Source organism: Aquimarina sp., from assembly GCF_977115655.1.
This window is the reverse complement of the sequence record NZ_CDSBKO010000058.1, coordinates 1-21,867: the sequence shown is the minus strand read 5'-3', so window position 1 is coordinate 21,867 and position 21,867 is coordinate 1. Positions and strand designations below refer to the sequence as shown.

18 protein-coding genes and 1 other RNA gene are annotated in these 21,867 nt (G+C 32.1%); 9 read left to right on the top strand and 10 right to left on the bottom strand.

Features of this window, described 5'->3' with window-relative positions; genetic code table 11:
* Positions 1-8: 8 nt before the first annotated feature.
* Both ACZIYX_RS19385 and ACZIYX_RS19380 read left to right on the top strand, forming a co-directional pair.
* A complete protein-coding gene (locus tag ACZIYX_RS19385; RefSeq protein WP_462683915.1) occupies positions 9-1,154 on the top strand; it encodes an efflux RND transporter periplasmic adaptor subunit in 1,146 nt (381 codons plus the stop codon).
* A 111-nt stretch (positions 1,155-1,265) separates the two neighbouring features.
* Positions 1,266-1,394, top strand: a complete 129-nt coding sequence (locus ACZIYX_RS19380; protein WP_462683914.1) for a hypothetical protein — start codon at positions 1,266-1,268, stop codon at positions 1,392-1,394.
* On the opposite strand, the gene ACZIYX_RS19375 is transcribed toward ACZIYX_RS19380, so the two are convergent.
* The 5 genes from ACZIYX_RS19375 to ssrA all read right to left on the bottom strand — a co-directional run bounded on the left by ACZIYX_RS19375 (position 1,395) and on the right by ssrA (position 7,540).
* The gene (locus ACZIYX_RS19375; RefSeq protein ID WP_462683913.1) at positions 1,395-2,309 is read right to left on the bottom strand and encodes a HipA domain-containing protein; all 915 of its coding nucleotides are present in this window, start codon (positions 2,307-2,309) and stop codon (positions 1,395-1,397) included.
* A gap of 22 nt (positions 2,310-2,331) precedes the next feature.
* Positions 2,332-2,667, bottom strand: a complete 336-nt coding sequence (locus ACZIYX_RS19370) for a HipA N-terminal domain-containing protein (RefSeq protein ID WP_462683912.1) — start codon at positions 2,665-2,667, stop codon at positions 2,332-2,334.
* Positions 2,664-2,885, bottom strand: coding sequence for a helix-turn-helix domain-containing protein (locus ACZIYX_RS19365; protein ID WP_462683923.1), 222 nt, complete (start codon positions 2,883-2,885; stop codon positions 2,664-2,666). The genes ACZIYX_RS19370 and ACZIYX_RS19365 overlap by 4 nt, the downstream gene beginning before the upstream one ends.
* Before the next feature lie 407 nt (positions 2,886-3,292).
* Positions 3,293-6,814: an SNF2-related protein gene (locus ACZIYX_RS19360; protein ID WP_462683911.1), complete on the bottom strand. Its 3,522-nt coding sequence runs from the start codon at positions 6,812-6,814 to the stop codon at positions 3,293-3,295.
* 329 nt (positions 6,815-7,143) lie between these two features.
* Positions 7,144-7,540: a transfer-messenger RNA gene (gene ssrA / locus ACZIYX_RS19355) on the bottom strand.
* A gap of 150 nt (positions 7,541-7,690) precedes the next feature.
* Between ssrA and ACZIYX_RS19350 the strand changes: the two genes are divergently transcribed.
* From ACZIYX_RS19350 to ACZIYX_RS19335, 4 genes are all read left to right on the top strand, one after another.
* The gene (locus tag ACZIYX_RS19350) at positions 7,691-8,899 is read left to right on the top strand and encodes an NAD(P)-dependent oxidoreductase (protein ID WP_462683910.1); all 1,209 of its coding nucleotides are present in this window, start codon (positions 7,691-7,693) and stop codon (positions 8,897-8,899) included.
* Positions 8,900-8,927: 28 nt separating this feature from the next.
* Positions 8,928-9,749, top strand: a complete 822-nt coding sequence (gene pyrF / locus ACZIYX_RS19345) for an orotidine-5'-phosphate decarboxylase (protein WP_462683909.1) — start codon at positions 8,928-8,930, stop codon at positions 9,747-9,749.
* A gap of 381 nt (positions 9,750-10,130) precedes the next feature.
* Positions 10,131-10,922, top strand: a complete 792-nt coding sequence (locus ACZIYX_RS19340) for a helical backbone metal receptor (protein WP_462683908.1) — start codon at positions 10,131-10,133, stop codon at positions 10,920-10,922.
* A gap of 100 nt (positions 10,923-11,022) precedes the next feature.
* Positions 11,023-11,802: an alpha/beta fold hydrolase gene (locus ACZIYX_RS19335; protein WP_462683907.1), complete on the top strand. Its 780-nt coding sequence runs from the start codon at positions 11,023-11,025 to the stop codon at positions 11,800-11,802.
* A gap of 16 nt (positions 11,803-11,818) precedes the next feature.
* Here the strand turns inward: ACZIYX_RS19335 and ACZIYX_RS19330 are convergent, their stop codons facing one another.
* Positions 11,819-11,995 (bottom strand): Lacal_2735 family protein, encoded by a 177-nt coding sequence (locus tag ACZIYX_RS19330; protein WP_462683906.1) that lies wholly within the window; start codon positions 11,993-11,995, stop codon positions 11,819-11,821.
* 388 nt (positions 11,996-12,383) lie between these two features.
* Positions 12,384-13,100 (bottom strand): DUF4197 domain-containing protein, encoded by a 717-nt coding sequence (locus ACZIYX_RS19325; RefSeq protein ID WP_462683905.1) that lies wholly within the window; start codon positions 13,098-13,100, stop codon positions 12,384-12,386.
* 226 nt (positions 13,101-13,326) lie between these two features.
* Here ACZIYX_RS19325 and ACZIYX_RS19320 point away from each other — a divergent pair, with 226 nt between their 5' ends.
* Positions 13,327-14,283 carry an MBL fold metallo-hydrolase gene (locus tag ACZIYX_RS19320; RefSeq protein WP_462683904.1) on the top strand — a complete coding sequence of 319 codons (957 nt, stop codon included), beginning with the start codon at positions 13,327-13,329 and terminating at the stop codon, positions 14,281-14,283.
* Here ACZIYX_RS19320 and purU read toward each other — a convergent pair.
* The gene (gene purU, locus ACZIYX_RS19315; RefSeq protein ID WP_462683903.1) at positions 14,278-15,132 is read right to left on the bottom strand and encodes a formyltetrahydrofolate deformylase; all 855 of its coding nucleotides are present in this window, start codon (positions 15,130-15,132) and stop codon (positions 14,278-14,280) included. The genes ACZIYX_RS19320 and purU overlap by 6 nt on opposite strands.
* Before the next feature lie 280 nt (positions 15,133-15,412).
* Here purU and ACZIYX_RS19310 point away from each other — a divergent pair, with 280 nt between their 5' ends.
* Positions 15,413-18,859 carry a methylmalonyl-CoA mutase family protein gene (locus ACZIYX_RS19310; protein WP_462683902.1) on the top strand — a complete coding sequence of 1,149 codons (3,447 nt, stop codon included), beginning with the start codon at positions 15,413-15,415 and terminating at the stop codon, positions 18,857-18,859.
* Positions 18,860-19,270: 411 nt separating this feature from the next.
* Here the strand turns inward: ACZIYX_RS19310 and ACZIYX_RS19305 are convergent, their stop codons facing one another.
* A complete protein-coding gene (locus ACZIYX_RS19305) occupies positions 19,271-19,918 on the bottom strand; it encodes a hypothetical protein (RefSeq protein WP_462683901.1) in 648 nt (215 codons plus the stop codon).
* A gap of 334 nt (positions 19,919-20,252) precedes the next feature.
* The gene (locus ACZIYX_RS19300) at positions 20,253-20,636 is read right to left on the bottom strand and encodes a hypothetical protein (RefSeq protein ID WP_462683900.1); all 384 of its coding nucleotides are present in this window, start codon (positions 20,634-20,636) and stop codon (positions 20,253-20,255) included.
* A gap of 247 nt (positions 20,637-20,883) precedes the next feature.
* Here ACZIYX_RS19300 and ACZIYX_RS19295 point away from each other — a divergent pair, with 247 nt between their 5' ends.
* Positions 20,884-21,357 carry an Lrp/AsnC family transcriptional regulator gene (locus ACZIYX_RS19295; protein ID WP_462683899.1) on the top strand — a complete coding sequence of 158 codons (474 nt, stop codon included), beginning with the start codon at positions 20,884-20,886 and terminating at the stop codon, positions 21,355-21,357.
* The last annotated feature ends 510 nt before the right edge of the window (positions 21,358-21,867 follow it).

Below are 21,867 nucleotides of genomic sequence, written 5' to 3'. Positions count from 1 at the left end.
TTAGTATTATGCAAAGTATTATATATAAAATAACTGTCTTTGGTATCCTTTTAACTTTATGGAGTTGCCGGGATAGCCAAAACCAATCTACTACACTAGAAATTCAAGATAAAAACCTAATGGATGACCATATTCGGGTCACTCAGGCACAATTTGAACAAAGTAAAATGATTCTGGGTAGTTTTGAAGAAAAGGTGTTTCCTAATATTGTTAACGTAAATGGAATGATCGATGTACCGCCAGAAAACAGGGCAGTGGTAAATGCAACTATGGGGGGGTATATTAAAACCACACCTCTTCTTATAGGAGATCAGGTTCAAAAAGGACAAGTTTTGGTAACCCTTGAAAACCCTGAGTTTATATCCATGCAACAACAATATATGGAAGTTAACGAACAACTTACCTATTTAAAGGCAGAATATGAGCGGGAAAAAACAATGGTTGCAGAAAATATCACATCTCAAAAAAAATATTTAAAGGCAGAAAGTGAATATAAAACAGCAGTTGCCAAACATGCAGGTTTAGAAAAGCAGTTGAGAATGCTCCATATCCCGCCTTCAAAAGTAAGGTCAGGTGTTATTACTTCGGTAGTTACTATTTATGCTCCTATTTCCGGAAGTGTTACAAAAGTTAATGTAACCAAAGGTACTTATGTTTCTCCGGCCACATCTATTTTAGAAATTATAGATAATGATCATATACATTTAGAACTATCTGTTTTTGAAAAAGATATAATGAATATCAAAAAAGATCAAAAAATTGAATTTAAAATCCCGGAAGCTTCCACCGATATGTTTAAAGCCAAAGTACATCTTGTGGGAACAGCAATAGAGGATAACAGAACCATTAAAGTACATGGGCATTTAGAGGACGAATCAGATAATAAGTTTTTAACAGGAATGTTTGTAGAAGCTTCTATTGTTATCGATTCGACTTTTAGGAAAGCATTGCCAAATAATGCTATTATAATGATTGATGAAGTTCCATCTGTTTTGGTTTTGGAAAAAAAAGAAGGAAATACGTATTATTTTCAGCAAAAAGAGGTAAAAACAAAAGAAACTTATAAAGGGTATACAGCAATTGAAAATGCTAACGATTTTGAAGCAAATACGCAATTTTTAACTAAAGGAATTTTTAATTTGTTAGGAGAGTAGTTACGTTTATTAAGTTGGTTTTAATGGTGGGGTAACAAAGGATAAGGTACCAAACAAAGGTTTGTGTTTTTGTGTTTACGGCGAAGGAGTGTGTGTAGGCAGAATAATTATTTGAATATACGAAACCCTGCCAATTGGCAGGGTGGTGGTGGGCTTAAAGCGACAGAGCTTGAACTTTTTGTTGGAGGATATAAGTTTGATTATTTCGAAATCAAAGGATTTACGTATCTTGAATTATAATCAGGTATTGCCATAAATTCTGTCAAAACGATTTTCTAAAACATCCAGATACTTTAATTTCATATCTTGTGATAAAAATGATTTTTTCACCCAAGTTGATGCTGTTTTTTGATGTTTTCGAAAACGTTTAAATACACCTGTAACTTGTTTAGGGGTTAATCCTAAATTTTTTCCTAATTCTTCAAAATGAGCTTTCGTAATTTTTTTCTTTTTACCAGCAATAGTTAAAGCCAAGTCTTCAGTATTGTCAGGGTTAACAATAGCTACATTTAATAAATCATAGGCAGGAGTCAAAGACCAGCCAATAGCTGTTTTGATCATCGAAAAATTCTTTAGGTGCATATCGTTATTCCCTGTTAAAAAAGAAAAAAGGGTGATTTCAAAAAAATATAACTTATCTAGTAATGTATTACTTGCATACATTCCCAAAGCTTTTCCTATACGTTCCATAGAACTTCGATACTTATCGAATGCCTCTGTGATTTGAAACATATCAAGCACATGAATTTTTGTTCCATCTAATTTCCTGTCAATACGCTTGGTCAAATATGATAATTCTCCCGATTTTAACCGAATTAAAGTAGATGGAACTGTATTTATTCCAAATGTCTCAGCTATCCGCATAGTCACATGCTCATTCTCTGGCATTTCAGGGTAATTAGCATTAGGAGGTTTAAAAATATAATCCCCACCCAATGCTCCAACTACAGTAAGTCTGTTATGATGTTCATTTGTAACTTCATTTACTAATGACATTGATAGTTTTGCCTGAACTCCAGGTACCGATATACTTCTTTCCACCACATTTTTAGCTAATAGAGACATTTGATCTAATGTATAATCAAGCAAAGGAACTTCTGTTGTTCTAAAAAACGTCTTGGCACAATGCTTATGAAAATCGTTAGTACCTTTCAACTCTTGATAACAGTATAAGCACTTATTCATCATCATTTAAATTAATAGAATGTACACTTACTGCTCCAATGCAATTTTGGCAACAGGCTAATAGAAGTCCCATCCTGTCATTTCTATTGATCTTCCAATACTTTGAGGCAATGTCCAATAGCCACCCTTCAGGAATTAAGCCCTCAAAAAAAGGAAATAATCTGTTATCACGATATAGCTCCTGTCTAACTGGCATAGTAAATGTTATAAATTGAGTTGGATATTGCTCTATATATTTCTGATCGTATTGAAAAAGATATTCACCATCATCTGTTTCCATCAATACACCAGACAAAGTATTGTTATATAAAATTCTAGCTTTTCTCATTTACAGTTGTTTTTTTGTAATGAAGAACTAGGAACAGGAACCAATTCATGCCCAAACATTTTTAGAATAAGATTTACTTTTTCCATATTCAAATTGGTTTTACCTTGTTCAATTTTTCTTACTACAGTTAATGCTACACCCGCACGTTCTGCAAACTCTTTTTGGGTCAATTGTACTAACTTTCTTCGTTCTTTAACAAATGTTGCTAAACTCATAATTATATGTTTTTAGATATAATTTATAACAAATATAATAAAATATATGTATTTGCATATAAAACACGTTTTTAAGGATTTTTTATATCAGAAAGCATATAAAAAAACCCATAAATCAACCAGTATATTCTTACGATTATATCAGGGCAAACACATTTAAGATCAATATATGTTAAGAAGAGGGTTTTTGCTTGTTTTTTGTGGGATTTTCATTCCAGCGTAGGCTGGAATCCATTTTTCAATCCAAAAAACGAGATCAAACCTATGTAAATTCAGCTTTTTTCCTTTAAAGTAGAAATGGTTTTTTTTAATGTGTTTACCCTGACTATTATATATGGATATAGTAGTTTGTAAACGGTTTAAGTTGCCTTAGTTTTGCTGTAAAGGAAAAAGTTACTTGAGATTTAAAATTAAGAAACTAATTCCTTCAATTCATCATTAGACAAATCACCAATCCATTTTTCACCAGTAGAAACCGCCATATTAGCTAACTGTTTTTTGTCTTGTAACATTTGGTTGATTTTTTCTTCAAAAGTTCCTTTAGAAATCAGACGATGCACTAATACATTTTTTTGTTGGCCGATACGGAAAGCCCGATCTGTAGCTTGGGCTTCAACGGCAGGATTCCACCAAAGGTCATAATGGATTACATGATTGGCAGCAGTTAGGTTCAACCCTGTCCCTCCCGCTTTTATAGAGAGAATGAAAGTTTTGATATGTTTTTTTTCTTGAAAGTCTTCTACCATCTCGTCTCTTTTTTTTCGAGAAACTCCACCATGTAAGAACAAAGGTTTTGTTCCAAAAGCTTTGGACAATATTTCTGAAAGAATCTGCCCCATTTCTTTGTATTGGGTGAAGATCAACACTTTTTCATTATTCTCATAGATAGAACACAATAACTCTAATAGACGTTCTGATTTCCCCGACAATTGTGGACGATAATCTTCTTTCTTCAAAAATTGAGATGGATGGTTACAAACTTGCTTTAAAGCCGTAATCATTTTAAGGACCAATCCTTTTCGTTCAATAGATTTTTCCTCAACCCCATTTAGGGCTTTCATCATTTGATCAACCACATTTTGATATAAGGCAGTCTGTTCCTTTCCTAAAGCAATAAAGCAATCTTGCTCTATCTTTTCAGGAAGATCAGAAATAATAGATTTGTCCGTTTTTAAGCGACGTAGTATAAAAGGATCTGTAATTTTTTTGAAACGATGTAATGCTACCGGATCATTCTTTCGTTCAATAGGAGAAGAAAAATGTTCTGTAAAATATTTCATAGAACCTAAATACCCTTTATTCGTAAAATCGAATAAACTCCAGTATTCACTTAAACGATTTTCTACAGGTGTGCCACTCATAGCAACTTTTACAGTGGCTTTAATTTTCTTTATGGCTTTGGTCTGTTCTGTTCCTGCATTTTTGATAGCCTGGGCTTCATCGATAACTAATATCTCCCATTTTATTTTCTGAAATTTCGACACATCCGATCGCAATAAACCATAGGTCGTTATAAAAACGTCGAAACCGGCTGCATCAAAAGTACGTTTTGCTCCATGATAAATATGAGTACTTAAATCTGGAGCAAACTTTTCTATTTCTTTCTGCCAGTTGGTCAAAAGCGTAGTTGGTACCACAATTAGCCCTTTCTTTTTATCTAACCTTCCTTCAGCTTTAAATTGAAGTAATAAGGTAATTACCTGAAGAGTCTTACCCAATCCCATATCATCAGCAATAATACTTCCAAAGCCTACCTTGCTATTATTATACAACCATTGAAAACCTCTTTCTTGATAGGGGCGTAAAGTAGCTTTCAAATTTTTGGGATTTGGTTTAGCTTCACTTTTTAACAAACTTTCTATAATTTCACGAGCCGAATTCGAAAGGGATATTTTAGCTTCTTGATATTCTTCGGTTAACGCCGATTGTAATATATCAATAGGAGAAAGTTCTCTGTCTTTTTCTAAATTGTTTAACAAGGTTTGGATTTGCTTAGGGTCAATAAGCACATATTCTCCTTTAATATTGACCACTCCAGAAGTGTCTTTAACCAACTTTTTAAATTCAGCAATGGATATTGTTTGATTTCCTATAGCTACCTGCCACTGAAAATCTAACATTTCATTCAAGTTTAAGTAGGTTTTACTTTCTGTGGTTAGGCCATTACTGTCTAATTTCATGGAGATTTGAGGTTTCGCCAACTGCTTTAAAGAATTGGGCAATAGTATTCGAATCCCTAGTAATTTGATAATAGGCAATACTTGAAGTAAAACGGTAGCAAAACCATCGCCATCTAAAAAGAGTTGCTCTTTACCTAAAGAAGAAATCAATGGTTGTATGTCTGCAAAATCTTTCGATAAACTTGATAAAGATTGAAAAACAGAAGCTTTGTAGGGGGCATACTTCTCTCCTTTGATAAACGCCTCTAAAGAAACTGGTTTTTGAACAGCATTCTCTTTGTTTTCCACCCATAATTGTATTTCAAAAATAGTTGTAGAAGGGTGATCTTCTATTTTAATGAGTGGTGCATAAACCTGATTGCTTATATGTAATCGCTGCAAATATTGATGAATAGAATCAGGAACTTGCTGCTCTTCGAAGTCAGGAAAAGATTGCTTGTTATTACTAAAAAAAAGTTCATCAATTTTAAAATCCAAAAGCGTTTGTGTGTCAGCAGTAAACGATCCTTTTTTAAGCATATAATGCGTTAAAAAAGTAGATAACAAACAAATGATTTGATCTCTGGGTGTCAAATACTGTTGCTTTTTCGAACCAGTATCTATGGTAACAAAGCTCTGCGAAATATTTTTTTCTAAAAATTCAACTAAATAATTTACTTCCTCGCTAGCTGTAGCGGGTATCCAACGAACCTTATAATATAATTTTTCCAATTCCAAAATTTGAGGAACATAAGCACCATTAAGCATTAAATGAATACTTAAATGATAAGCTCGGTATAAACGCTTTAAATCAAGGGAAAGTCGATTTTCATACTTTTTAGGGATTCTTTCTAAAAAATGAATTAATGAAGTTAAGTCTTTATTAAAAGTAGAAGTATCAATTGGTTCTCCTCCAGAAAAGAAGGTAATCCCTTGGAAACTTATTTCTTTTTTATCGATTTGAATTTCGATGTTTTCAATCTTTTCAAATGCTTTGGGATCTAATTCGAAAACTTCTTTTATGAACAAGTCTTTTACAAAATAGCTAGCGAGTTTATAATGCCTTTTAAGTACTGGAATAAATGGTTTTGTATAAAAAAGTGCTTTGTCCTCTAATAGAGACAATATGTTTTCTGTTTGGGGAATAATTTTAGACAAGTCAAAAACAGTTTCATCAGAACTATCAGGAAATTCTATAGAAATTGGTTTCTCGTGAAGTAAATTTTCAAAGTTTAAAGCCTTAACGCCCCCTTCTAATTGCATTCCTGCTTTGGTCAATTCATCAAAAATATCTACGTCATGTAATTGAAATAGTAAAAAAGGATTTCGATCAATCTCGGCTGAGAAAACATAAATTACAGCTGCTAAATGCTTACAAGGTACTGCCCAGTCTGGGCAAGAACATTGCATTTCAAAATCTGACCATTGGTTAGGAAAAACTTGTATTCCATTTTGCTTTGCAATCTCATTTAATTCTTGTGGTAATTGGCGATTTAATAAATGAGATATTGACATTGGGTCACCAATAATAGCATCCATGAGTTTCTTTTTTTCTGAAGGGCTAAACACTGGAATGATAATCTTTACATTATAAGGTCTAGGTCTACTACCTTTAACTTTTGCTTCAATAATGTTCTTAGTAATCCTAATATCCTTTACAGTACCTTTTCGAGCATAGGTTTTCCCTCGTGGTAAACGGTTAGAATAATCAATTTGTGATAAAGCCTTTAAGAATTGTTCTCCCCACCAAGTTTTACCGAATTGTTGTGTCATAACCTTCTATCAAAATTTTGTATCTTTTTTAGACCAAAATACTGAGATTCTTTAAATTGAAAAACTCTTTTGGGTGAGAATAATGTACTTTTCAAAAAGCTTGAACTTATATCGCATTGAAAAACAAAGTTTTATAAAAAAAACATAAAAATAAAAAGCCCTGTAAATCATAAATTCACATGGTTTTTAAAGAGTTTTTATGCTCTAAAAGTGGAGTCGGAGAGGGTCGAGCGTAGAAAAAGGTCCTGTGGACATTTTTAGCGAAGGAGCCCGATGGCGCGTTGGTCGAATCCCCCGAAAACACAAAAACCTGCCAAGTGGCAGGTTTGTAGTGGAGTCGGAGGGATTCGAACCCTCGTCCAAACAAGTAATACAATAGCTTTCTACACGCTTAGTTTTTGTTTAGATTTTCGTGGGATTGCCGGTCAAAAACTACCAACGCACCCCTTATTCTCGATTAATTTCAAAACTATATCAAGATCCTATAGTTTCTAGGTTTACTTTTACGATACTCAAAACCAAACGCCATAAACCAAGGCTTTTGAAGAGTATCCTGCTTGTCTGCCTTGCAGACCGAGGCATTATCCTACTAAAATTCGGATTATGCAGCTAGGGCGTAGTTATTCTCGCCGTTTAAAAAGGTGAAATAGATATTTACGAGCATTAACTTCATAGCTCGACGTGCTTACTACCCTATTAATCTCGCTGTCAAAACCAGTCGACCCCAATAGTGTTTTTCCGAAAATTGATTATGATTTTTCTTTTAAAAACAAAATTAGTTTTCAATTTGACCAAAAACACTTTCGGACAGCAAAGATAATCATAATTATCATATCTTTATCCTCATTTTTTAATACAAAATTTATACCAATTCGTATGACTAAATTCGGTGTCATTAAAGAGCGAAAAAACCCGCCAGATCGTCGTGTTGTTTTTTCGCCAAGTGGCCTTAAAAATATAATAGCAAAATTTCCAAATGCTTCTTTTGTTGTCGAAAAATCTGATGTTAGGGTTTTTAAGGATTCTGAATATGAAAAAGAAGGATTTGTTCTTTCTGAAGATATGTCTGATTGTGATGTGTTGATCGGGGTGAAAGAAGTTCCTGTTTCTGCATTGATCCCTGATAAGAAATATTTTTTCTTTTCTCACACAATAAAAAAACAACCCTATAACAGAGTCTTACTTAAAGCAGTTTTAGATAAAAACATAGAGCTTTATGACCACGAAGTAATAATCGATGAAAGAGGTTTTAGGTTAATTGGTTTTGGAAAATATGCAGGGATTGTTGGTACTTATAATGGTTTTAGAGCATGGGGGATAAAGCAAGAAACATATACATTACCAAAAGCAGAAACGCTTAACAATCAAAAAGCATTAGAGGCTGAATTATCTAAAATTAAACTTCCCAACATAAAGATTGTCCTTACAGGTGCAGGCAAAGTAGGAAATGGGGCAAAAGAAATTTTGGATGCCATGAAAATTAAAGAAGTTTCTGTAAACGAATATTTGCATGCTACTTTTGAAGAACCAGTATACGTACAAATAGATGTTTTGGATTACAACAAGCGTAAAGATGGGGTGATTAAAGATAAAAACGACTTTTATGTTAACCCGCAAGAGTATAAAGGTGATTTTATGCGATTTGCAAAAGTAAGTGATATGTATATCGCTGGTCATTTTTTTGGTGATGGAGCTCCTTATATTTTTACAAGAGAAGATGCAAAATCCAAAGATTTTAACATTAAAGTAATCGCAGATATCTCTTGCGATATTGATGGTCCTGTTGCCAGTACAATTAGATCTTCTACTATTGCAGATCCAATATATGGTTATGACCCGCAGACAGAAAGTGAGGTAGATTATAAACACCCTAATGCTATTACAGTAATGGCGGTAGATAATTTACCTTGTGAGTTGCCTAAGGATGCAAGCGAAGGATTTGGAGAAATGTTTTTAAAACATGTGATCCCTGCATTTTTTAACGACGATAAAGATGGAGTTCTTAAAAGAGCTAAAATGACAGAAAATGGTAAGCTAACTGCCAGATACAGTTATCTTCAGAATTATGTAGAAGGAAAAGAATAATTTTAAATAATCTTATTAAGACTGAAATATGACAACTCAGGAACTTGTCGGGCAGATTTATAAAAAACAATCGTTTTTATGCATTGGTTTAGATGTGGATCTAAATAAAATACCAAAGCACTTATTAGATACAGAGGATCCTATTTTTGAATTCAATAAATCAATTATTGATGCTACACATCATTTGGCAGTTGCTTATAAACCTAATACAGCTTTTTATGAAGCTTATGGTATTAAAGGTTGGCAATCTCTTGAAAAAACGATACAGTATCTTAATTCTAATTATCCGGATATTTTTACTATTGCAGATGCCAAAAGAGGAGATATAGGTAATACAAGTACTATGTATGCCAAAGCTTTTTTTGAAGATATGGAGTTTGACTCTGTAACAGTTGCTCCTTATATGGGTAAGGATTCTGTAGAACCATTTCTTGCATTTAAAAATAAACACACCATACTTCTTGCTCTAACATCTAATCAGGGAGCCTTTGATTTTCAAACAAAAAATATAGAAGGAAAAGAATTATATAAACAGGTTTTAGAAACTTCGGTAACCTATAAGAATTCTGAAAATCTAATGTATGTAGTTGGGGCTACAAAAGCAGAGTATTTATCAGATATAAGAAAAATAGTGCCAAATAGTTTTTTATTGGTTCCCGGAGTGGGAGCACAAGGAGGAGATTTAAAAGAGGTGTGTAAATATGGATTGAATGCACAAGTAGGGTTACTAATAAATTCATCCAGAGGTATTATATATGCATCTAATAATTTAGATTTCGCAAAATCTGCCGCAGAAAAAGCATTAGAGCTTCAAAAACAAATGAAGCAAATTTTAGAAGAAACAAAATAAAAATTAAGCTGTCCAAAAAGTATTACTATATACTTACTGTTAAATTGTATAAAATCAACAAATACCGTTTATTTATTTGATTTTATGTTAAGATAAAAGAACCCTTTTAGACAGCTTTTTTTAAAGAATAGAATTAACGTCTGTTAGCGTTAAAAACCTGTTTTGCATATCCATAAAGACCGTATGCAATAAAAATAACGAAAAATGCCATTATACAATAAATGATAATGCTTAGTAACACTGAATTCATAGCCCCAAAATTTAATTATTAATAACCTCTAAGGTACAGTTTTTTTTTAAGAAAAACTAATTTAAAGCACTAATATATAGGTGTTTATGATTTTTATAACATTTTTTTTTAAAATTCAAAAAAAGCAAATCATGACATATAAAGATCAAATGGGCAGAGAAATTAATATAACAAAACCTGTAAAACGTATTATTTCTCTGGTTCCTTCTCAAACAGAATTACTGGTAGAATTAGGATTATTAGATAAGATTGTAGGGGTTACTAAGTTTTGTGTACATCCTGAAAATATAAGAAAAGAAAAAGTTATTGTAGGGGGGACTAAAAATATTAATCATCAGAAAATAAGAGAGTTATCTCCTGATATTATTCTTTGTAATAAAGAAGAAAACACAAAAGAAATAGTAGAGCAGTTACAAAAAGAATATAGCGTACATGTTTCTGATATTTGTTCTGTACCAGAAGCTTTTGTATTGATAGAGCAATATGGAGAACTTTTTGAGAAAAAAAAGGAAGCAAACCTATTGATATCCAAAATCAAATTGGAGAATGATATGTTTAATTCTTTTATTAAAGATGTGCCTCTCAAAAAAGTTGCTTATTTTATTTGGAAAGACCCTTGGATGGTGGCAGGTAAAGGGACGTTTATAGATTATATGTTGAAAACTGCTGGATTTATAAATGTTTTTAGCCATGCAGATCGTTATCCGGAAGTAGATTTAAAAGACCTTAAAACCTTTCAGGATTTGGATTTGATTATGTTATCGTCAGAGCCTTTTCCATTTACAGATAAACATATTACAGAGCTTAATAATAGCAGTAGCAATACCAAAACAATATTGGTGGATGGCGAATATTTTTCCTGGTACGGTTCTCGTTTAGCAGGTGCTTTTTCCTATTTTAAAACACTTCATGAATCTTTATGAATACAAAAAGAATACATAAACGTTTCTATAAATAAAGGGTAACATACACTTTTATCAAAAATAAGTTCCTACTTTTGAATCTCTAAAACAATATTTAGTATTGCTTAATTATACAATATATAAACATTCGGATAGCGAAAAATGGGTGACTTTTGTTCATGGGGCAGGAGGAAGTTCATCTATTTGGTATAAACAGGTTAGAGAGTTTAGAAATCATTTTAATGTACTTTTATTAGATCTTAGAGGGCATGGTAAATCAAAACCAGTTTTTAAAGATGCTTTTAATTCTAAATATACCTTCGATACGATAACCGAAGATATAGTAGAGGTTATTAATAAAGAAGGAATAGAAAAATCTCATTTTGTAGGGATATCTTTAGGCACTATTTTGATTAGAAGCCTGGCCGAAAAATATCCGGATCGTGTATCCAGTATGATTATGGGCGGGGCAATAATGAAACTTAATCTTAGATCCCAAATACTAATGCGATTAGGGGTTATATTTAAGTCGGTAATTCCGTATATGATGTTATATAAGCTTTTTGCTTTTATCATAATGCCAAAAAAAAACCACAGGCATTCCAGATTGCTCTTTGCAAATGAAGCTAAGAAATTGTGCCAGAAAGAATTTATAAGATGGTATAAACTAACCTCAGAGATTAATCCACTACTTCGTTTTTTTAGAGCAAAAGATATTAGTATTCCAACTTTATATATGATGGGGGAAGAAGATTATCTTTTTTTGCCATCGGTAGAAAAAGTAGTTGCCGCCCATCCATTTTCTAGCTTGTTTGTGGTTAAAAACTCGGGGCATGTAGTTAATGTAGAACAGCCAGAAGTATTTAATCAACAATCTATTGCATTTATAGGAGGGATTTAAACAAATTACAGAAAATCTAAGTCAATTGCCTTTCCATTTCTTTTATTTCGACCAAAATTTCATTTGCTTTTTTATGAAGCAGATCGCTCTTGTCCTTGTCTGTAAGTGCTAATTTATAAGCACTTTTCATCAATTTGCAATAATGATATTGTAGTTTTTGTAATTCAGTTTTATTTTTTAACCAAGTAAACATTTTTGTATTCTTAGATTATATATTACAAAAGTAATAGATAAGAAAGGAACAAGGTCTTAATGCCTCGTTAACATAATCTAAAGTTGTTATAAATTTAGGATTAAAGAGGTTGAAATTCAAAAGATATATAGGTGTGGACCCCTGTAATTTAACAAAATTACAAGGGTGTTATGAATAGTAAAACCCCAATATATTTACCCATATTATAAGGTTTAGTCCCTCATTGAGGAGGTAATTTCCGGCTTGCTTCAAAATTAAAAAGAAAATTTATGCTGAATGCCTCGCGGGTTTACCCCAAGATGATTAACATAAATTTTAACAAGTTTACAAGGCACCTTAATATCTTTTGTATTAGGCAAAGAGATAATACCAGATTTAATCTGTGCTGCTAATCTTGCAAAGCAAATACTCTTTTTAATAAATCAGATGTTCTGGAGTTTAGTTGAGTTCTGATATCTTTTTCTTCAACAGCAATCATAGTATATACTCCTTTAAGAGCCTGTCCGGTTACATAATCTGTTAAATCAGGATTTACGTTGTTTGTAAAAGGAATAGCATTATATTTTTGTATGATATTAGACCATATCTTATCCGCTCCTACTCTGGAAAAAGAAGAGTTGATAACTGGGCTAAATTTTTGATAAAGCTGATTTTTTGTTTTGTTTTCCAGATACTGAGTTGCAGCATTGTCATTGCCCAAAAGAATCTGCTTGGCATCTGTAAATGTGATTTGTTGTACAGCACTTACAAATATAGGAGTAGCTTCTTTAACAGCATCTTCTGCAGCACGGTTAAGAACCTTTAAACCTTCATCTGCAAGCTTTCCTAAACCAACATCCCTTAAAGTTTTATCTACTTTTTGTAATTCCTGCGGAAGGAGGATTTTTACAAGTTGATTATTATAAAAACCATCTTTTTGGGTTAATTTGGTAACTTCCTTATCTATTCCATTGTTCAAAGCTTCTCTAAGCCCGTTTGCAATGTCCAGGTTACTTATTCCAAATCCACCACCGGTAGTAGCTTGTGGTAGATTGTTTACAACCTGTTGTAGTTCTGCACATCCAGACACCAAAAAAACAGTAAGTACAATAAAAATTTGTTTCATAATTTCTTGTTAGATTTGAGATTATAATTATAGCCAAACAAATAGCAAAGGTAATGCCAATTTATTAAATAATAGACAAGCTAAAGTGTATCTGGATAAATTTCATACTTTCAATCCACAACCAAAGCAAGCCCAAAAGGAGCAATTTCTAAAATATAGCTTTTTTTTGAAACAAGCCTTAGGGAATTAACCCGCAATAAAAATTTAAAACGATAAATTTAAACAGATGAAACAAAATTTTATTTTTTTATTAGTATCTATTTTGGTCATTTCCTGTAAAAGGGATAAAATACCGATAAAAAGCCAATCCTTATTGCAAGACAAGGCAGATACTTATATTGTTGTTTTGGGAGTAGCTCAGGATGGGGGTTTTCCTCATATAAACAATGTTAAGGAATTTGAAGCAGTAAAAGAAGGTAAGGCCCGTAAAGAGCTGGTTACATCTTTGGGAGTGATAGATAAAAAAAATAATAAAAAGTTTATTTTTGAAGCTACTCCGGATATGCCAGAACAATTAGCAATTTTGGAAAGTAACCATTTAAAAAATACAAATATAATAGATGGAGTATTTTTGACACATGCACATATAGGTCACTATACAGGATTAATGCATTTTGGAAGAGAAGCCATGGGAGCAAAAAATATACCAGTGTACGCAATGCCAAAAATGCAATCTTTTCTTGAAAACAACGGCCCATGGTCGCAGTTGGTTTCTTTACAAAATATAACTATTCATTCAATAAAAGCAGATACTTTATTGCAAATTACAGATGTAATACAGGTTACTCCTTTTTTAGTACCTCATAGAGATGAGTATTCAGAAACTGTTGGGTATACAATAATAGGCAGTAATAAAAAAGTACTTTTTATACCAGACATTAATAAGTGGTCCTTCTGGAAAAAAGATATAGTGCATGAGGTGAAAAAAGTAGATTACGCGTTTATTGATGCAACATTTTTTAAGAATGGAGAGATCCCCAGACCAATGGCAGAAGTTCCGCATCCTTTTATAGAAGAAACTATTGAATTATTTAAAAACGAATCCAAAGAAGTGAAGTCTAAAATTATATTTATTCACTTTAATCATTCTAATCCGGCTTTGCTAAAAGAGTATACAGAAAGAACAGATCTAGAAAAACAAGGGTATCGTTTTGCAAATACAGGAGATGTTTTCTTGTTATGAAAAAATCACTGTTTTATTATTATAAACAAGTACTTTTCTTTCTATATGATGTTTAATAGCGCGCGATAATACTATTTTTTCAAGATCTCTGCCTTTAAGAATAAAGTCTTGCACGTTATGTACGTGAGATACTCTAACTACCTCTTGCTCTATGATAGGACCTTCATCCAGATCAGAAGTTACATAATGACTGGTTGCTCCAATGATTTTTACACCCCTTTCGTATGCAGAGTGATATGGTTTTGCCCCGGGAAACGCAGGTAAAAAAGAATGGTGTATGTTTATGATTTTATTAGGATATTGGTTTACAAAATTTGCAGAAAGAACTTGCATATATCTTGCAAGAACGATAAAATCTATCTTATGTTCTTTAAGAAGTTCTAATTGTTGTAATTCTGCTTTTTCTTTAGTGCTTTTGGTAACTGGTATATATGCAAACGGAATATCAAAAGCATCAGCAATTGGTTTAAGATCTTCGTGATTACTTATAATGACAGGTATTTTTACATTTAATTCTCCCGAAGCATATCTTCCTAAAATATCATAAAGGCAATGATCGTATTTTGAAACAAAAAGAGCCATTTTTGGAGCTTTTTCAGCATTGTACATTTCCCAGTGCATTTGGTGGTTTTTAGCAACGTTGGTGTTAAAAGAATCTTTAAATAAAGCCAGTTTTTTTTCATCCTGATCAAATTCACATTCCAACCGCATAAAAAACTCTTTTAGCTCATGATCCACATGCTGCTCTACATAAGTAGTATTTCCTTTTTTTGCCAAAATAAAATTGGTAACAGTTGCAATAATTCCTTTTTTGTCAGGACAATTTATCAATAAGATTGTTTTTTTCATTATAACCTGGTTTTAAGGGTGTAAACTTAGTGTTATTGAGATTATTTCAATAATTATCAAGACTTAGATTTATATATTATTCTTTATTTTTAATAGATTTAAAGTTTAGAGAGGTATTATATACTTAATTATCAAAAAAAATCAGATAAACCATCTTAAAATTAAACTTAATACAATGTAAAAGGACAACGTTATAAATAAATTATATAATTCTAAATAAACTCTCATTTTTGATGCATATTTCGTAAATTGGCATCGTTAAATTCACTTTTTATTGATAATGGAACAAATAGCACCATATACCCCAAAGAACAAAGTAAGAATTGTTACTGCAGCCTCATTATTTGATGGTCATGACGCAGCAATAAATATTATGCGCCGTATTATACAATCTACAGGAGTAGAGGTTATACATTTAGGGCACGATCGTAGTGTTGAAGAAGTGGTGAATTGTGCAATACAGGAAGATGCCAATGCAATTGCTATGACATCTTACCAGGGGGGACATAATGAATACTTTAAGTATATGTATGATTTGCTAAAAGAAAAAGGAGCAACACATATAAAAATATTTGGAGGAGGAGGAGGAGTTATCCTGCCAGAAGAAATTAAGGAGTTAATGGATTATGGAATAACCCGCATATATTCTCCGGATGATGGCAGAGAACTTGGCTTACAAGGAATGATTAATGATTTGGTACAAAGATCAGATTTTCCTGTTGGAGATAGCCTTAACGGAGAAGTAGATCATTTGGCTGAAAAACAAATAGGAGCAATTGCACGTGTTATTTCTGCAGCAGAAAACTTTCCTGAGATAGCAAAAGATGCTTTAGAGCAAATACATAAAAGGAATAAAACTTCAAAAACACCCGTACTAGGAATTACAGGAACAGGTGGAGCAGGAAAATCATCTTTGGTAGATGAGTTGGTTCGTAGGTTTTTAATAGATTTTCCAGAAAAAACTATCGGTTTAATATCGGTAGATCCTTCTAAAAGAAAAACAGGAGGAGCACTGCTTGGAGATCGAATCAGAATGAATGCAATTAACTCACCACGAGTGTATATGCGTTCTTTGGCTACCAGACAATCTAATTTGGCATTATCCAAATATGTAGCACAAGCTATAGAGGTGCTAAAAGCAGCAGAGTTTGATTTAATTATATTAGAAACATCTGGTATTGGGCAATCCGATACCGAGATTTTAGAGCATAGTGATACATCTTTGTATGTAATGACTCCAGAATTTGGAGCAGCTACACAATTAGAAAAAATTGACATGCTGGATTTTGCAGACCTTGTAGCAATCAACAAATTTGATAAACGAGGATCTTTAGATGCTTTACGAGATGTAAAAAAACAGTATATGCGTAATCATAACTTGTGGCATACCCCGCAAGAAGATTTGCCTGTATACGGTACCATTGCTTCCCAGTTTAATGACCCTGGTATGAATACCTTATATAAAGCAATAATGGATAAGGTAGTTGAAAAAACAGGGGCAACATTAAACTCAGGATTTGTTATTTCTAAAGAAATGTCTGAAAAGATATTTGTTATCCCACCAAACAGAACAAGATATTTGTCAGAAATCTCTGAAAACAACAGAGCTTATGATGATAAAGCAACTACACAAGCAACAGTAGCACAAAAATTATTTGGGATATTTCAGACGATATTATCCGTAGCAGAAATCCAATCCAACGGAGCAGAAATATTGATAAAATCAGGAATTGATCAAGATAAAATTCTGAGTAATGTTAAGGAAGATGCAACCAAAGTTTTCTTAAACCTGCTATTAGATCAATTTGATAAAGTAAAATTGGATCTGGATCCTTATAACTGGGAAATTATAATAAACTGGAAAGATAAAGTCCAAAAATATAAAGATCCTGTTTACTCTTTTAAAGTTAGAGATAAAGAAATTAATATAAATACACATACCGAATCTTTGTCGCATACTCAAATTCCTAAAGTAGCATTACCTAAATATGAAGCTTGGGGAGATATTTTAAAATGGTGTTTGCAGGAAAACGTGCCAGGAGAGTTTCCTTATACCTCTGGATTGTATCCTTTTAAGCGTACAGGAGAAGATCCAACTCGTATGTTTGCAGGAGAAGGAGGACCAGAGCGAACCAATCGTCGTTTTCATTATGTAAGTTTAGGAATGGACGCAAAACGTCTTTCTACAGCTTTTGACTCTGTTACTTTATATGGAAACGATCCGGATTTAAGACCAGATATCTATGGTAAAATAGGTAATGCAGGGGTGTCTATTTGCTGTTTAGACGATGCAAAAAAATTATATTCAGGATTTGATTTAACCCATACAATGACCTCGGTGAGTATGACTATTAATGGTCCTGCGCCGATGATGTTGGCATTTTTTATGAATGCAGCAATAGATCAAAACTGTGAAAAATATATTAAAGAAAATAATTTAGAGTCTGAGGTAGAAGCAAAAATTAAAGCTATCTATAAGGAAAGAGGAACCGTACGACCAGAATATCAAGGGGATCTGCCAGAAGGTAATGATGGTTTAGGGTTGATGCTTTTGGGAGTTACAGGAGATCAGGTTTTGCCAGAAGATGTATATCTAGGTATTAAAACACAAACATTAAATACAGTTCGTGGTACCATACAAGCAGATATATTAAAAGAAGATCAAGCACAAAACACTTGTATTTTTTCTACAGAATTTGCATTGCGATTAATGGGGGATGTACAAGAATATTTTATAGACAAATTGGTTCGTAACTTTTATTCTGTTTCAATCTCAGGATATCATATTGCAGAAGCGGGAGCAAACCCAATAACCCAATTAGCATTAACCTTATCTAATGGTTTTACCTATGTAGAATATTATTTAAGCAGAGGAATGGATATTAATAAGTTTGGACCAAACTTATCTTTCTTTTTCTCTAATGGGATCGATCCTGAATATGCAGTTATTGGTCGTGTAGCTCGCAAAATATGGGCAAAAGCATTAAAAGGAAAGTATGGAGCAAATTCTAGAGCGCAGATGTTGAAATATCATATCCAGACTTCAGGAAGATCTTTGCATGCTCAGGAAATTGATTTTAATGATATTCGAACAACATTGCAAGCGTTGTATGCGATCTATGACAACTGTAATTCATTACATACTAATGCCTATGATGAGGCAATTACTACGCCAACAGAAGAGTCTGTTCGCAGAGCAATGGCAATACAGTTAATTATTAATAAAGAACTGGGATTAGCCAAAAATGAAAACCCAATACAAGGATCTTTTATTATAGAAGAGCTTACAGATCTTGTAGAAGAAGCAGTTTTATTAGAGTTTGACAGAATCACCGAAAGGGGAGGGGTATTGGGAGCTATGGAAACCATGTATCAACGTAGTAAAATACAAGAAGAGAGCCTGTATTACGAAACATTAAAGCATAATGGAGAATTTCCGATCATTGGGGTAAATACATTTTTAAGTTCTAAAGGATCTCCTACAGTAACACCCGGAGAAGTAATTCGGGCAACCGAAGAAGAAAAAGAATACCAAATTAAAATGCTAAACGAATTTCATAAAGGAAATTCTAAAGATACGGCTGCTCTTTTAAAAGATTTACAACAAAAGGCAATCACCAATAAAAATATTTTTGAAGCCTTAATGGAGGTTACAAAAAAATGTTCTTTAGGGCAAATTACAGCTTCTTTGTTTGAAGTAGGAGGACAGTATAGACGTAATATGTAATCCTATACTTACTTTTAAAGTATAATTGATATTAAAAAACGACCTGCATTTTAAACTATAAAATGCAGGTCGTTTTCTTTTAAGAATTAGGATAAAAAGTCGCTAACAAAAAAATATTTTATTAAATACCCTTGTTTTAAATACAAAAGGATATTACTTAGGGCTTGCTGATAAACATGTTATCACCTAATTTTATTGATGTTTTGAGTCGTACTCAATCTATAAGGTGCAAGGTTTTTCAGTACAATGTCTTAATTTTACTTGCATCTTTATTTTTAACAAAAAAGAAAATGACTAAAAAAGTGTAATAAATGGCTCTAAATATCATCTTTAGGAATAAAAAACACTAAAACTAGATGCTTTTGAGTAAAAACTATAGATACATTTTACATCTTAGTTTTTCAGCAGACCCTACTTAAATTTATTGAATAAATCATAGTCATAAGGGATTTGTAATGTTATATCTCGGGCATCCCATCTGTCATTTTCTGAAGATTGATAAAAGTCATATACTGGTTTTAAAACACTATAAACATTACTTTCAACAGCCTCTTTTTTTGATGTTTTATCAAGAGCAACAACCATACAGCTTACGCAATTAAAGTTACCGTCCTTTTTGGGATTTATATAGCAGTTCCCGATTTTTAGGATGACATTTTCTTTTATGTACTCTAATAGCTCTCCTTCTGTAAAAGTAATAAGAGCTCGTTGTGCTTCTATATCTTTAGGGAAATGAACAGCTGGTTTTAAATTGTTAAAATCACCTACTCTTATTCTCTCTCTTTCTTTTTTAATATCTTCAGGTAAAAAAGATTGTATCGTGTCTATAGGAAAAAAATCATCTGCAGAATAGGCAATACTAAAATTAGTGTCTTTTGAGTATATCGATTGATTTTTTTTAATCTCTTCATAATTTTTCCAATCTTCCTCATCATAAGTTATATACTGCTGTACTTTATACGCAGCTTCAAACATATAACCTTTGCCATAATTAGCCTCTAATATAGCAATGACTACTAAAAGGATGAAAGCTATAATAGTATATAAGACATATTTCATGATTTTTGAAGGATTTTAGCTATTTAAATTCTGTTTTCTTTTAGGCAAAAATATTCAAAATACAGATATGCTAAGTTACAAATCATAATTATAAAATAAACTCCTAATCAAACACATCAAAGTATTATAAAAACGAAAAAATAATGAAAGATTTGGTGTGTAAATAAGAATTTTCTTAAAAATGAAAATATATCCTTTATAGAGATGGCTTGTGAACTTAGGTGAAAATTATTGGTTTTCTTTTAAAACATAAGGTAAAAAAGAAATAATTTTAAAGGTAATATAATTAAAGAATTAAATTGTCTTTAAAGAAATACAAAACCTTATGAAAAGATTACAAACTCATCATCCACTTATGTTGCAGATGTTTAAACTTGCGAAGCTCTTTGCGTAAAAGAATCAAAAACTCTTTACCATTACTATCAGATTGCTCCAAACGCTCACAATGTTTATAAAGCCTGTTGGTAATGTGAAATAAAGATGCGGCATGCTTTATGCGATCATCCTGAAATATTTGGCTCTCGGCACTTATGATTTTTGGAGCCAATGCGTCAGATTGTCTTATAATATCACCAGTAAAATAAATATGCGGGTTTTCACTCCCATTACTTTGCAACGGAGCTAAATCATGAATAAGATAGTTTGAAATATTTCTGGAAAGAGATAATATTTCAAGGGCTTTCTTATATAATCTTTTATTTCGCGGTTGTGATCTCATAACTATTAGTTATACCAAAAATAAAGCTATTTCTATTATTTTTTCTTTCATATTTAAGGTTAATTATTTATTTTTCCTTAATAATTAATGTATAATGTTGTTTTTTATTTAAAAACAACATTATTTTGGTTTCAGGGATTTTGCCCTATTATATTTATAGAATAAAAATGTAGTATCAGGTAAAATGATTTATAAACACGTTATTATAAAATACTTAGAAATTATAATTTTAATTAGATAGAATGATATGAAAATAGATGCCAAAAATTGGGATATTATAAAGTGTTTACAACAAAATGCAAGGTTGTCTAATGCTGAAATAGGAAGAAAAGTAGGTTTAAGTTCTCCGGCAGTAGCAGAAAGAATAAAAAAATTAGAAGATTATGGCGTTTTAAAAGGGTATATAGCAGAGGTGTCTTATACAAAAACAGGATATCAATTAAAAGCAATGATTATGCTAAGGGCATTTATGGGGCGTTTACAGCCTTTTTTGATTAAAGTACCCGAATTTAAGGAGGTTATAAATTGCTACAGAATTACAGGTAACGAAAATATAATAATGGAGGTGGTTTTAAGAGATCAAATACACTTGCAAGAATTTATTGACAGGCTGATTACTTATGGTGAAGTAAAAACACATATTATACTTTCAAACCTTATCGAAAATAAGCCAATTACAAATTACACACAATTAGATCGATCCAAATTTAATTCCTTATAAATGCTATTCAATAATTTTATGTAAAGGAATAAAATAAGGCTGGTGTTGGTTCCTTTACCTGCTATCAATATTTTTTTTGTATACCCAAAAGATTTGCTTCAATGAGATTGGTTTTTGGCATGGGATTTGCTTTTTTTTAGATAGAACAATCTTTATCTTGTGTGAGGACATTAGTATGGGGAACTAAAGAGAGTGCAAGGGATAGATGAAAAACGTCTGAAGGATTTCGGACGTTTTTTTTATGGCAAAACTTATGCCGGCTATACCTTGGATTTACTGTTATAAAAATGAGCTGCTTTTATTCTGAAACAGATATTTTATAACAGTAAATTCAAAATGTAGTAGATTTTCTAATGCATGATTTAGACAATGTCGTTAAGACATATCTTTTTGAGGATTAAATATCTGTAAAAGCAAAATGCTCTTTATTTCCATCATGGATTCCAGCCTACGCAGGGATGAACTGTGCTTAAAAACAAATATTTGGTTGATAATTTTCTATATATTTCT

Bases quoted from the DNA above. Each gene is read 5' to 3' on its own strand.
- ACZIYX_RS19385 (WP_462683915.1), top strand. From the start codon at position 9: ATGCAAAGTATTATATATAAAATAACTGTCTTTGGTATCCTTTTAACT.
- ACZIYX_RS19370 (WP_462683912.1), bottom strand. From the start codon at position 2,667: ATGAGAAAAGCTAGAATTTTATATAACAATACTTTGTCTGGTGTATTG.
- ACZIYX_RS19360 (WP_462683911.1), bottom strand. From the start codon at position 6,814: ATGACACAACAATTCGGTAAAACTTGGTGGGGAGAACAATTCTTAAAG.
- ACZIYX_RS19350 (WP_462683910.1), top strand. From the start codon at position 7,691: ATGACTAAATTCGGTGTCATTAAAGAGCGAAAAAACCCGCCAGATCGT.
- pyrF (WP_462683909.1), top strand. From the start codon at position 8,928: ATGACAACTCAGGAACTTGTCGGGCAGATTTATAAAAAACAATCGTTT.
- ACZIYX_RS19340 (WP_462683908.1), top strand. From the start codon at position 10,131: ATGACATATAAAGATCAAATGGGCAGAGAAATTAATATAACAAAACCT.
- ACZIYX_RS19330 (WP_462683906.1), bottom strand. From the start codon at position 11,995: ATGTTTACTTGGTTAAAAAATAAAACTGAATTACAAAAACTACAATAT.
- ACZIYX_RS19325 (WP_462683905.1), bottom strand. From the start codon at position 13,100: ATGAAACAAATTTTTATTGTACTTACTGTTTTTTTGGTGTCTGGATGT.
- ACZIYX_RS19320 (WP_462683904.1), top strand. From the start codon at position 13,327: ATGAAACAAAATTTTATTTTTTTATTAGTATCTATTTTGGTCATTTCC.
- purU (WP_462683903.1), bottom strand. From the start codon at position 15,132: ATGAAAAAAACAATCTTATTGATAAATTGTCCTGACAAAAAAGGAATT.
- ACZIYX_RS19310 (WP_462683902.1), top strand. From the start codon at position 15,413: ATGGAACAAATAGCACCATATACCCCAAAGAACAAAGTAAGAATTGTT.
- ACZIYX_RS19305 (WP_462683901.1), bottom strand. From the start codon at position 19,918: ATGAAATATGTCTTATATACTATTATAGCTTTCATCCTTTTAGTAGTC.
- ACZIYX_RS19300 (WP_462683900.1), bottom strand. From the start codon at position 20,636: ATGAGATCACAACCGCGAAATAAAAGATTATATAAGAAAGCCCTTGAA.
- ACZIYX_RS19295 (WP_462683899.1), top strand. From the start codon at position 20,884: ATGAAAATAGATGCCAAAAATTGGGATATTATAAAGTGTTTACAACAA.